Below are 12305 nucleotides of genomic sequence, written 5' to 3'. Positions count from 1 at the left end.
CATGGGGCCGCAGCCCCTCGATTCAAGTCTTGAAAAACTTCCACGGTGCCGCCATCTGGGGACCGAAGAATTCAGGGGCAATCCGACATGACGACAACCACGATGGAAACCAGGAGCTTCGAGGCCGATGTCGCCCGGCTTCTGCACATGATGGTGCATTCGGTCTATTCCGACCGCGACGTGTTCCTGCGCGAGCTGATTTCCAACGCCGCCGACGCCTGCGAGAAGCTGCGCTACGAGGCGATCGCACGTCCCGAACTGCTGGGCGACGACCCGAAGCCGCGCATCACCATCCTCGCCGATGCCGAGGCCAGACAGCTCAGCGTCGAGGACAACGGCATCGGCATGAGCGGCGAGGAGATGACCGAGGCGCTCGGCACCATCGCCCGCTCCGGCACCCGCGCCTTTATGGAGCGGCTGGAAGCCGCCAAGGGCGGTGAGAAGGCGGAGCTGGTCGGCCAGTTCGGCGTCGGCTTCTATTCCGCCTTCATGGTCGCCGAAAAGGTCGAGGTGATCTCGCGCCCCGCCGGCTCGGACGAGGCATGGCGCTGGTCGTCCGATGGCAAGGGCTCCTATTCGGTCGGCCCGGCCGCGCCCGAGGATGCGCCGCAGCGCGGCACCCGCGTGGTGCTGCACCTCATGGAGGATGCCGCCTCCTGCACCGAGCCCTACCGGCTCGAACGACTGGTCAGGTCGCATTCCGGCCATGTGCCGGTGCCGATCAAGCTGGTGGAAAAGCCCGGCGCGGAGCCGCGCGACATCGCCGACGGCACCGCGCTATGGGTCAAGCCGAAGAGCGAGATCAAGCCGGAAGAATACACCGACTTCTACCGCAGCGTCGCCGGCCAGTATGACGATCCGGCCGCCACCATCCATTTCCGCGCCGAGGGGCGGCAGGAATACAATGTGCTGGCCTTCATTCCGGGCTCCCGGCCCTTCGACCTGTTCGACCCGGACCGCAGCGGCCACATGAAGCTCTATGTGCGCCGCGTCTTCATCACCGACGATGCCGAGCTTGTGCCGCGCTATCTGCGTTTCGTGCGCGGCATCGTCGATTCCGCCGACCTGCCGCTCAACATCTCGCGCGAGATGATCCAGCAGAACCCGCTTCTGGCCGCCATCCGCAAGGGCGTCACCAGCCGGGTGCTCAACGATCTTACCAAAATGGCCGAGAACGATGCGGAAGCCTATGGCAAGATCTGGGAGAATTTCGGCGCGGTGATCAAGGAAGGCCTCTACGAGGACTTCGAGCGCCGCGAGCAGTTGCTGAAGCTGATCCGTTTCACCTCCACGACGGCCAGCGACAAGCCGCGCAGCCTTGCCGACTATGTGGCGGCGATGAAAGAGGGCCAGAAGGCCATCTACTTCATGACCGGCGACGAGCGCGCGCGACTGGAAAGCTCGCCGCAGCTCGAAGGCTTCAAGGCGCGCGGCGTCGAGGTGCTGCTGCTGACCGATCCGATCGATGCCTTCTGGACCGCCAACGCGCCGGAGTTCGAAGGCAAGCCGTTCAAGTCGGTGACGCAGGGCGGGGCGGAGCTGGCCGACATTTCGCTGTCCGACGCGGAAGCGAAGGACAAGCCGCAAACCCCGGCCGAGGTCGAGGGCTTCCTCGCCTTCGTCAAGGAAACGCTGGGCGACGACGTGTCGGACGTGCGCGCTTCCGACCGCCTCACCGAAAGCGCCGTCTGCCTCGTCGCACCCGAAGACGCGCTCGACCGCCAGTTCGAGCGGCTGCTCAGCGCCGCCGGCAGGCTGGACACGGCGTCGAAGCCGATCCTTGAAGTCAATCCCAGCCATCCGCGCATCGCGGCGCTGGCCAAATTGGGCGAGGCGGAACCGGAGTTCCGCGGCGACGTCGCCCACATGCTCTATGACGAGGCGCGCGTGCTCGACGGCGACCGCCCCCTCGACGCCAAGGCCTTCTCGCAACGGCTGGCGCGGCTGATCGAGCGCGGCCTGAACGTGAAATAAGGGGCGATAACAAAGCAAAACGGCGGGGATGGTCCCGCCGTTTTCTTTCCTGGGTCACCCGAAGAGTGCCGCGGTGTTCTGCAGCGTGATCCACACGCCCCACAGGATCGGGATGCCGACCGCCGTCCAGGCAAGCGCGGCCTTCAGGTCGAGCCCGCCCTTGCCGATGCCGAAGGAGCCGATGCGCCCCTCGTCGGACGCCGCCGCCGTCCGTGCCTGGATCGCGGCGACCTCCTCGTCGCTCATGTAGAGCTTGGGATCGACCGGCTTGACCAGCGCGTTGGCGATCAGGCCGACGATCAGGAAGCCCACGAGGATGTACATGGTGAAGTCGTAGACCTGCTCGCGCGGGATGCCGGCCGCGATCTGGAACTCGCGGATATAGTTCACCACCACCGGGCCGAGGATGCCGGCCGTGGCCCATGCGGTCAGCAGGCGGCCATGGATCGCACCGACGAACTGGGTGCCGAATATGTCGGCGAGATAGGCCGGAATGGTCGAGAACCCGCCGCCATACATGGACAGGATGATGCAGAAGATGGAGACGAACAGCACCTGGCTGCCCATGCCCGCCGCCGTCGGCGCCAGCGCGTAGAGCACGATGCCGAGGATGAAGAACACATAATAGGTGTTCTTGCGGCCGATCTTGTCCGACAGCGAGGCCCACACGAAGCGGCCACCGATGTTGAACAGCGAGATCAGCCCGGCAAAGCCGGCCGCGATGGCGGCGATCGCCGCCTTCTGCTCGTTCGAAAGATCGGTGAAGGACAGTTCGGGAAGGCCGATCAGCCGGCCGCCGAAAATCTCCTGCAACATGGGCGAGGCCATGCCGATGACGCCGATGCCGGCCGAGACGTTCATGGTCAGGAGCGTCCACATCAGCCAGAACTGCCTGGTCTTGTGCGCGTCGCGCAGATGGACGTGACGGGTGGTGATCATGCTCTGCTTCGAGGATGCGGGCGGCGTCCAGCCTTCCGGCCGCCAGCCGGCGGGCGGGATGCGGTAGCCGAATGCGCCCGACAGCATGGAGACGGCATAGATGGCGGCCATGACGAGGAAGGTCTGCCACACGCCCATCGACGTCCCGGTGCGGAAATGGTTCATCAGCAGGTCGGCCAGCGGCGCGCCGATCATGGCGCCGCCGCCGAAGCCCATGATGGCCATGCCCGTCGCCATGCCGCGCCGATCCGGAAACCACTTGATGAGGGTCGAGACCGGCGAGATGTAGCCGATGCCGAGGCCGATGCCGCCGATGATGCCGGCGCCGAGCCACATCAGCCACAGTTGATGGATCATGACGCCGATCGCAGCCAGCGCCATGCCGCCGCACCAGCACAGCGCCGAGACGACGCCGGCCTTGCGCGGTCCCACGCGCTCCAGCCAGCCGCCCCAGGTGGCGGCCGAGCATCCCAGCAGCACGAAGAACAGCGTGTACATCCAGCCGAGGTCGGACACGCGCCAGTCGCAAGTGGTGGTGAACAGGGCCGTCGCCAGGCTCATGTCCGGGCAGGCCGCCGGCTGGTCTATGCCGATGGCGCGCGACAGCGGCAGCCAGAAGACGCTGAAGCCGTAGGCCATGCCGATGCACAGGTGGATGCACAGGGCCGCCGGCGGCACCAGCCAGCGGTTGAAGCCCGGCCGGGCCACGATGCGTTCCTTGTCGAGGATGCCGGCATTGCCGAATCCTCCCGCTATGACGTCACTTGCTGTAGACATAAATCCTCCTCCGCTCCGCCAGGACCCCGCCGGCGTGCTTCTTCATGCTGGGTGATTGTTCGGATACGGCGGCCCCTTCCTCTCAAGGACCCAACCGTCCGGGAAATCCGTTATCCGCCTTGCGAAAACCTCATGCGCCTCCCTCCAATGGATTGCGCAAGCCGCCAAGCAACTCGCGTGCCATTTGCACCGGCGCACGATTTCATGGGCTTATCGGCCGAAAGGAGACGTCTATGGACATTTTGTCCGGGCGCCCGGACAAAATGTCCGGCTGGCGCGGGCCGCCTATTCCGCCTCGGGCAGCCAGACGGTGAAGACCGTGCCCTTGCCGGCTTCACTGACCGCGCTGATCTTGCCGCCCTGGCGGGTGACCAGCTTCTGGCTGATGGACAGGCCGAGGCCCGTGCCTTCCCGCCGCTTGGTGGTGAAGAAGGGATCGAACACCCGCGCCATCACCTCCTCGCTCATGCCGAGGCCGGTGTCGGCCACCGTCACCGCGATGCCGCGGCTTCCGTCCCTGTCCTCGTCGCGGGTGCCGAGCGTCACCTGCCCGCCGTCGGGCATTGCCTGGATGGCGTTGACCAGCAGGTTGACCAGCACCTGCTGAAGCTCGGTGCGGTTCATCGCCACCAGGCGGGTGGCGGCGCTTTCCCGGATCACGGCGATGCGCGCCTTGTTGAGCAGATGCTGGACCAGCGGCAGGCAGTCGCCGATCACGTCATCGGGGGAATGGCGCTCCACATAGCCGGCATATTCCTCCGGCTTGGCGAACTGCAACAGCTTGGTGACGATCTGGCTGATGCGCATGATCTGCTCGTCCAGCAGGCGGAATTCCGTTTTCGCCAGCTCGGCCTTCCGGCCCATGGCGTTGCGGATCACCTCCAGGTTGCCCTGCATGACGGCGATGGGATTGTTGATCTCATGCGCAACGCCGGCCGTGATCTCGCCGATGGCGGCAAGCTTCTCCGACATGATGAGCTGCCTGGTGGTCGCCTCGAGCTGCTGGTTGGCCAGCCGCAGCTCGCGCGTGCGCTCCTCCACGCGCGCGTTCAGTTCCTCGTTCCATTCGCGCAACTGGCGGTCCCGCTCCTGCAACAGGTCCAGCAGGTGATCGAGATGCAGCGCCACGCGGCCGATCTCGTCCCTTGCCGCGGCAACGCCGCTGCGTGCGCCGAGGTCGCCGCCCTCGACCCGGACAATGGTGCCGGTCATGCGCTCCAGCGGCCGGAAGATCGAGCCGGCCCAGCGCAGGAAGAGCGGCACGGTCAGCGCCGTCACGGCAAGGAAGGTGAGGACGATGAGCAGCAGCGTCTGGCGCTTCGCCTGCGTGAACGGCGCCTCGAGGAAACCGACATAGAGCATGCCGACGCGCTTGCCGTAGCTGTCGACGATCGGCTCATAGGCGGAAATGTAGCGGTCGTTCACCACGAAGGCGCTGTCCAGCCAGGTCCGCCCCTCGTCCAGAACGGCGGATCGCACCTCCGCCGAAACCCGCGTGCCCAGCGCGCGCCGCCCCTCGAACAGGCGCACATTGGTGCTGATGCGCACATCGTCCAGAAACAGCGTCGCCGTGCCCTGGCTGCCCTCTGGCAGGCTCGCCTCGCGATAGACGAGGGCATTGATCGTATCGATGAAATCCAGATTCTGGTTGAGCACGATGCCGCCGACCAGAACCCCGGCGCGCCCGCCCGCCAGCGTGACCGGGCTGGCCGAATGGACGACCATGCCGCGCGTCTCGACATCGCGCTCGACAGGCGTGGCGTTGGGCGTCGGCACCAGCGCCAGCCGGGCGCGACCGGCAAGCGGCTCGGCAATCGCGGCCAGTTCATCGTTGGAGAAGATGTCGAGGGCCGTCGCCGCCTCCCCGCGCCGGGCCGAGGCGATGATCGGCCAGTCGGACCGCAGCGTCGCGGCCCGGAACTCCGGCGCGGAAACCTCGACCGTGCCGGTCCCGTCGGCAAGATAGAGAAAATCGAGACCGAGCGCGCTCCGGTTCTCCTCCAGCAGGGCGGCAAGCTCGGCGCCGCTGCCCGCGTCCACCGTGTCGCGGAAGCGCGCGGCGCCTCCCAGCGCGAGCACCTGGGCATTGGTCGTTTCCAGGATGCGGGCCAGATATTGATGGGCGATGGTGAGATCCCCGTTCACCTTGGAGATCAGCATGGTGTCGAACTTGGCGTTCCAGCGCGCCATGGTCACGCCGAGCAGCAGCGGCAGGATCACCAGCGTCGGCAACAGGGCGATGGCCAGAAGCCGGAAGCGAACCGAATGCCACGGCTTCGTCCGGGCAGGCTGCGCCCCTGACGGCATTATGACGGGTCCGGTGGTCTCCCCTGCCTCGATGCCGTCCCGTTCAGCCATTCCAGGCGGCCAGCTTGCGGTCGATGGTCTTGCGCGAGATGCCGAGCCTGCGGGCGGCCAGTTCCTTGTCGCCTCCGGCCTCCTTCAGGGCGCCAAGGATGTGGCGGCGCTCGATGTCGGCAAGGCTGTCCGTCGCCGATCCCTCCTCGGCGCGCGGTCCGTCGCCGAAATCATGCGAGAACTTGCCGAGGATCAGCGCCCGCTCGATCAGGTTGCGCAGCTCGCGCACGTTGCCCGGCCAGTCATAGCGGCTGAAGGCGGTGCGCAGGGAATCGTCGATCGGCACCGGCGGCATGCCGAGTTGCAGCGAAAGCTTGTGCATGAACTGGTCGGCCAGCTCCTGCACGTCGTCGTCCCGGTCCTTCAGCGGCGGCAGATGGATGCGCACCACGTTCAGCCGGTAGAACAGGTCGCGGCGGAAGCGGCCCTGCTCGACATCCTGCTCAAGGTCGGCATTGGTGGCGAAGATGAAGCGCAAATCGACCGGGATTTCGCGTTCCGAGCCCACCGGGCGCACCCGCCGGTCCTCCAGCACGCGCAGCAGCTTGCTCTGCACGGCCGGCGGCAACTCGCCGATCTCGTCAAGGAACAGCGTGCCGCCCTGCGCATACATGAACAGACCCTCGCGGCCGGCCTCCGCCCCGGTGAAGGCCCCCTTGAGATGGCCGAACAGTTCGCTCTCGATCATTTCGGGCGGAATCGCCGCGCAGTTGACCGGCACGAACGGTTTCTGCGCCCGGTCCGAAAGCGAGTGCAGCAGGCGCGCCGCCACCTCCTTGCCGGTGCCGGACTGGCCGGTCAGCAGTACCGAGGTCGGCAGCGGCGCGACGCGGGCGATGGTGTCGCGCACGTCGCGGATCGCCGTCGAGGCGCCGATCAGCCGGTCGCGCAGCAGCACATGGTCGGACGTGGATTTGAGTTCGTAGCGCAGCACATAGTTCTCGCGCCGCAGCCGCATGCGGTCGAGGCAACGCGCCACGGCGTTGAGGAGCTGGTTCGACCGGAACGGCTTCAGCACGAAATCCACCGCGCCGGCACGCAGCGCCTGGATGGCGGTGTCGAGGTCGGCATAGGCGGTCATCAGGATCGCATCGGCGAAGAAGCCGATGGCGCGCTGCTCCGCCAGCCATTCGACGCCGGTCTTGCCCGGCATGATGTTGTCGAGGATGACGACGTCGAAATGCTGCTGGTCGAGCTTGCGCGACGCCTCTTCCGTATCGGCCGCCTCCTCGATCAGCTTGCAGCGCGGCCCCAGCGTGCGCATCAGGAAATTGCGCATGCCCGGCTCGTCATCGACAACCAGGATCGAGGCCTGCGCCAGCCAGGGTCCGAATTCGGGATCGCTCGGGCTTTCCCTCACCTTGCGCGACGATTGCGCCTCCATTCACTTCCTCCCGGCGCAATCCCCGCACCTGTCCGGCAATGATTAGCCGAAGGCGACGGGAACGCCAACCGGGAGCGGATCAACCGGCCAGGGAAAGCGGAACGGGCGGATCGAGCGCGGCAAGCAGGCGCGCGCCCTCCGCACCCGGCACATAATGGGTCCTCATGGTGCGGGGATCGCGCCCGGTTATGCGCAAGAGGTCGCCATCCTCGGCAAGCCCGGCGAGTTCGCGCAGCACCAGCGCATGCTCGATGCCGAGAAGACGCGAGAAGCTGCGACTGTCGCCGGCGATGCCGAGATGCGACGCCGCCAGCAGCCCGGCCTGCAGCGGGCTGAGGCAAGCATCGAGGCCCGCCAGCCGCTCGGCGGCGTCGAGGAAGGCGCCGGCGTCCGGCGCCGCGCCCTTCATGCCGCCTCGCGATTGCGGAAGGTGACCATGATCGACTTCGAGGTCGGCGTGTCGCTTTCCTCGCCGGCGCTGCCCAGCGGCACCAGCACGTTGAGCTCGGGATAGTAGCCGGCGATGCTGCCGCGCGGGATGTCGTAGGGCACGAAGCGGAAGTTCGGCGCCACGCGCTCGATGCCGTCGTCATGCACGCCGACCACGTCGATGCGATCGCCCGCCTCGGCACCCAGTTCGCGCAAATCCTGCGGGTTGATGAAGACCACCTGCCGCTCGCCATAGACGCCGCGATAGCGGTCGTCGAGACCGTAGACGGTGGTGTTGTACTGATCATGCGACCGGAAGGTCTGGAGCGCGAAGCGGTTGTTCTGGCGCCGCGCCCGCTGGTGCACGGTTTCCTGCGGCAACGGCCCGCTGGAGAAGGTCGCCTTGCCGGCCGGCGTGTTCCAGTCGCGGTGCGCCGCAGGGTTGCGCAGGTGGAAGCCACGCGGCTTGCGCAGGCGCTTGTTGTAGTCCTCGAAGCCCGGAACCGTCGCCGCGATATGGTCGCGGATGCGGTCGTAGTCCTCCGCCAGCGCCATCCAGTCGACCTTGTCGCAGCCCACCGTGGCGGCGGCGATGCCGGCGATGATCGCCACTTCCGAGCGCAGTTGGCGCGAGGCCGGCCGGTTGATGCCGCCCGAGCCGTGCACCATGCTCATGGAATCCTCGACGCTGACGAGCTGCGATTCACCCTGCGAATTCAGGTCGATCTCGGTGCGGCCGAGGCAGGGAAGGATGAAGCTCACCTCGCCCGGCATCAGGTGCGAATGGTTGGGCTTGGTGGCGATGTTGACGGTCAGCTTCTGCCGGCCGAGCGCCTTCGAGACCAGCGCGCTGTCGGGCGTGGCGCGGGCGAAATTGCCGCCAAGGCCGATGAAGGCCTGCGCGCTGCCGTCCAGCATGGCGCCGATGGCGGCCAGCACATTGTGCCCGTCCCTGCGCGGTGCGGTGAAGCCGAACTCCTTCTCCAGCGCATCGAGGAAGGCTGCCGGCGGCTTCTCGTTGATGCCGACGGTGCGGTCGCCCTGCACGTTGGAATGGCCGCGCACGGGGCACAGGCCCGCTCCCGGTCTGCCGATATTACCGCGCAGGAACATGAAGCTGGCGATCTCGCGGATGGTGGCCACCGAATGCAGATGCTGGGTGACGCCCATGGCCCAGGTGCAGATGACGCGCTCGGCCTTCATGTAGACCTCGGCCGCCTGCTCGATCTCGGCGCGCGTCAGGCCGGACTGGTCCTCGATCTCGCCCCAGCCGGTCGCCTCGACGGCGCGGCGATAGTCCTCGAAGCCCGCGCAATGCTCGGCCAGGAAGGCATGGTCGAGGATGGAGGGCCTGCCGGCCGCCACCGCCGCGTCTTCCGCCGCCAGCACGGCCTTGGCCATGCCGCGCACGGCGGCCATGTCGCCGCCCAGCGCCGGCTGGAAATAGTGGCTGGCGATGTCGGTGGAGCCGCCGCGGATCATCTCGATCTTGTCCTGCGGGTCGGAAAAGCGCTCCAGCCCGCGCTCGCGGATCGGATTGAGGACGACGATGCGCGCGCCGCGCATGGCCGCCCGCCGCAGATCGCCCAGCATGCGCGGATGGTTGGTACCGGGGTTCTGGCCGATCACGAAGATGGCGTCGGCCTCCTCGAAGTCTTCCAGAAGCACGGTGCCCTTGCCGATGCCGATGGCCTGTTTCAGGCCCACGCCGCTGGCCTCATGGCACATGTTGGAGCAGTCGGGGAAGTTGTTGGTGCCGTACATGCGCACGAAGAGCTGGTAGAGGTACGCCGCCTCGTTGCTCGCCCGGCCGGACGTGTAGAACTCGGCGCGGTCGGGACTGTCCAGCCCGCGCAGGATGGTGCCGATCTCGGCGAAGGCCTGCTCCCAGTCGACCGGCAGGTAGCGGTCGCTTGCCGCATCGTAGCGCATGGGATGGGTGAGCCGACCGTTCAGTTCCAGCTCGTAGTCGGAGAGCGCGCGCAGTTCCGTCACCGTGTGGGCGGCGAAGAATTCCGGCGTGGCGCGCTTTTCGGTCGCCTCCCAGGCGACCGCCTTGACGCCGTTCTCGCAGAACTCGAAGGAAGAACCATGCGCGGGATCGCCCCAGGCGCAGCCGGGGCAGTCGAAGCCGTCCGGCTGATTGGCCTTGAGCATGGTGCGCGCGCCGGTCAGCGGCGAACCGCTGGCCAGCAGCTTCCTGCCGCAGCTCTTGAGCGCGCCCCAGCCGCCGGCGGCAGCCGATTTTTTGCCGATGAATGTCGTAGCCATGCCCCCTAAAACGCGCTTTCCGAGCATGCGTCAAGCAGGCTGACCTAATGACATAATAGGAAATTTCTATTGAAATTATGCTTCGGAAACAAACGGCTAGAGCAAATGAGGGCGGATTTCCACGCACTCTCCCATGCGCGACGCGGGCTTGCAGCTTTGCGCCGATTCGGTCGCGCCGGTGCTGCCTGTGTCCCCGGTCCCGTCCTGTCAGGAGCCCGTCATCTTCCCTGCCTCAGCGGCACGAACTCGACATGCTCGGCCGCAACCGTGCCGTCCGGCTCCACGATGGCCTGCCAGCGGCGGTTGCCGCAGCGCACGCTGAGCCGCCATTTGCCTTCGTCGTCGCCTTCGCCGCGCTCGACGGTGCTTGTCACCATGCCGCGCCGCATGAAACCGCGCAGCGTGTCCGCCGGCCAGCCGAAATGCCCGGCCAGCATGTCGGCGTCGAGCATGAAGGCGCCGGCTGCGTCGCGCGCCAGCACCGGCCGTTGCACGAAGGCGGTCATGCCGGCCTCCCCGGCGGCTGCGACACCCGCTTGGGCTTCAGCTTGGGCCGCAGCAGCAGGCCGCCATAGCGCAGGCAGAAGCCGAGGAAGGCGAGCGTCCACAGCCCGGCCGAAAGATGCAGCAGGCCGATCTGTTCGGGCATGAAGGCCGCGACGATGCGGACCAGCGCCGCAAGCACGATGGCGGCATAGATCAGTTGCGTCGCCACATCGGCCTTGAGGTCGCGGCCGGTGTGGCCGAGCGTGGCCCGCGTCATCACCGCCAGCGTCATGGTGCCGATGGCGCCGACGCCGAAGGCATGCAGGGCGGCCACGGCCGGGACGTCGGCAAGGTCGAGCGCCGCCAGCCCGGCCAGCAGCAGACCGGCCGGCACGAACAGATAGGCGACATGCAGGATCAGCACGAGCCGGTCACGCCCGGCCCGGTCGCCCGCCCAGCGCGTCAGCCGCGCAAGGTTGAGCAGGCCGGCCGCGCACAGCAGCACGCCGGACACCAGCCCCTCGGGCAGAACCGTCCAGCCGAGCAGGGCGAGGACGGAGACGAGCAGCACGATGCGGTCGAAGCCGTTGAAGGGGATCGGCAGCCGGCCCGGATTCTCGCGCACCATCCAGTTGCGGGTGAAGGAGGGAATGATGCGGCCGCCGATGATGACGATCAGCACCACGGCGGCGGCGATGGCCAGGCGGCGGGCATAGTCGCTGCCGCCAAAAAGCCCGGCCTCGACATGGAAGAGCACGTTGGAGAGCAGGAACACGGTGACGGGCACGACGACCATGAGGTTGCGCCAGTTGCGCCCGGCGATGATCTCCTTGGCGGCCGAGGCGGCGACGGCACCGAGGAACGCGCAGTCTATGACGGCGGCGGCGACCCAGCCGATCTCGGCGGAGAAGAACACGGCGAAGCGTCCCGCCAGCCACAGGAGCACCAGCACCAGAAGCGGCGCGCCCTGGACCGGCAGGCGGCCGGTCCAGTTCGGGATGGCGGTGAGCAGGAAACCGGTGATGACCGCCGCCACATAGCCGAACATGGTTTCATGCACATGCCAGTCGACCGGCGCGAAGGTGCTGAAGGTCTCCAGCGTGCCGCTGAGGATGGGCAGCCAGGCCAGCACGATCAGCCCTGCATAGAGCGCGCCGAGCAGGAAGAACGGCCGGAAGCCGTAGGAAAGCACGGCGGGCCAGTCGCCGCCCCGCCTGCCTTGCGCACCCGCCGGCAGATGTCTCGCGTCGGCACTCATCACAGCGTCTCCTCGACGATGGGGCGGACCAGCACGGTGTCCTCGCCGCGGTTGAAGGCGATGGCCAGCCGGAAGGAATGGGCAATGCGCATGGCACGGTCCATGAACAGCACGGCAACGTCGGGCGGACACAGTTCATGCACCGTGGCCCTGAACAGGGCGAGCCAGCGGCGAAAATGCTCCTCGCCCAGTTCCGGCAGCGCCAGATGCGGCGGCAGCGGCCGCCCGTCATAGCGGCCGCTGCGCAAAAGCGTGGCCGACCAGAAGGCGCACATCTTGTCGAGATGGTGCGGCCAGTCCTGCGGGGCGATGGCCCCGTTGAAGATCGGGCCGAGCAGGTCGTCCTTGCGGATTTCGTCGTAGAAGCCATGGACGACGGAGGCGATCATCTCCTCGTCCAGCACTTCCGGCAACGGCTTGCCGTCCACC

The 12305-nt window shown here is 67.2% G+C and carries 9 protein-coding genes; 1 reads left to right on the top strand and 8 read right to left on the bottom strand.

Annotation, left to right across the window (positions count from 1 at the left end; translation table 11 throughout):
- The first annotated feature begins 87 nt into the window (after nt 1-87).
- Nucleotides 88-1974 carry a molecular chaperone HtpG gene (gene htpG, locus ABID37_RS12380; RefSeq protein WP_354195101.1) on the top strand — a complete coding sequence of 629 codons (1887 nt, stop codon included), beginning with the start codon at nt 88-90 and terminating at the stop codon, nt 1972-1974.
- Nucleotides 1975-2028: 54 nt separating this feature from the next.
- Here htpG and ABID37_RS12375 read toward each other — a convergent pair whose 3' ends face one another.
- From ABID37_RS12375 to ABID37_RS12340, 8 genes are all read right to left on the bottom strand, one after another.
- Nucleotides 2029-3690, bottom strand: coding sequence for an OFA family MFS transporter (locus tag ABID37_RS12375; protein ID WP_354195099.1), 1662 nt, complete (start codon nt 3688-3690; stop codon nt 2029-2031).
- Nucleotides 3691-3975: 285 nt separating this feature from the next.
- The gene (locus tag ABID37_RS12370; protein WP_354195193.1) at nt 3976-5997 is read right to left on the bottom strand and encodes a sensor histidine kinase; all 2022 of its coding nucleotides are present in this window, start codon (nt 5995-5997) and stop codon (nt 3976-3978) included.
- Nucleotides 5998-6040: 43 nt separating this feature from the next.
- Entirely contained in the window at nt 6041-7432 is a 1392-nt protein-coding gene (locus ABID37_RS12365; protein ID WP_354195097.1) for a sigma-54-dependent transcriptional regulator, read from the bottom strand.
- Between the two features lie 79 nt (nt 7433-7511).
- Nucleotides 7512-7841, bottom strand: a complete 330-nt coding sequence (locus ABID37_RS12360) for a hypothetical protein (protein WP_354195095.1) — start codon at nt 7839-7841, stop codon at nt 7512-7514.
- The gene (locus ABID37_RS12355) at nt 7838-10132 is read right to left on the bottom strand and encodes an FdhF/YdeP family oxidoreductase (RefSeq protein WP_354195093.1); all 2295 of its coding nucleotides are present in this window, start codon (nt 10130-10132) and stop codon (nt 7838-7840) included. The genes ABID37_RS12360 and ABID37_RS12355 overlap by 4 nt, the downstream gene beginning before the upstream one ends.
- Before the next feature lie 218 nt (nt 10133-10350).
- On the bottom strand, nt 10351-10638 hold the full coding sequence (locus ABID37_RS12350) for a DUF6522 family protein (RefSeq protein ID WP_354195091.1): 288 nt from the start codon (nt 10636-10638) through the stop codon (nt 10351-10353).
- On the bottom strand, nt 10635-11876 hold the full coding sequence (locus ABID37_RS12345; protein ID WP_354195089.1) for an NnrS family protein: 1242 nt from the start codon (nt 11874-11876) through the stop codon (nt 10635-10637). Before ABID37_RS12345 ends, ABID37_RS12350 begins: the two co-directional genes overlap by 4 nt.
- The gene (locus ABID37_RS12340) at nt 11876-12265 is read right to left on the bottom strand and encodes a group III truncated hemoglobin (protein ID WP_435521561.1); all 390 of its coding nucleotides are present in this window, start codon (nt 12263-12265) and stop codon (nt 11876-11878) included. The genes ABID37_RS12345 and ABID37_RS12340 overlap by 1 nt, the downstream gene beginning before the upstream one ends.
- Nucleotides 12266-12305 lie beyond the last annotated feature (40 nt).

The sequence above is a fragment of the Aquamicrobium terrae genome, assembly GCF_040545735.1.
Taxonomy (GTDB): Bacteria; Pseudomonadota; Alphaproteobacteria; order Rhizobiales; family Rhizobiaceae; genus Mesorhizobium; species Mesorhizobium terrae_A.
The sequence above is the reverse complement of the archived record's forward strand: the minus strand, read 5'-3'. Positions and strand labels throughout refer to the sequence as shown.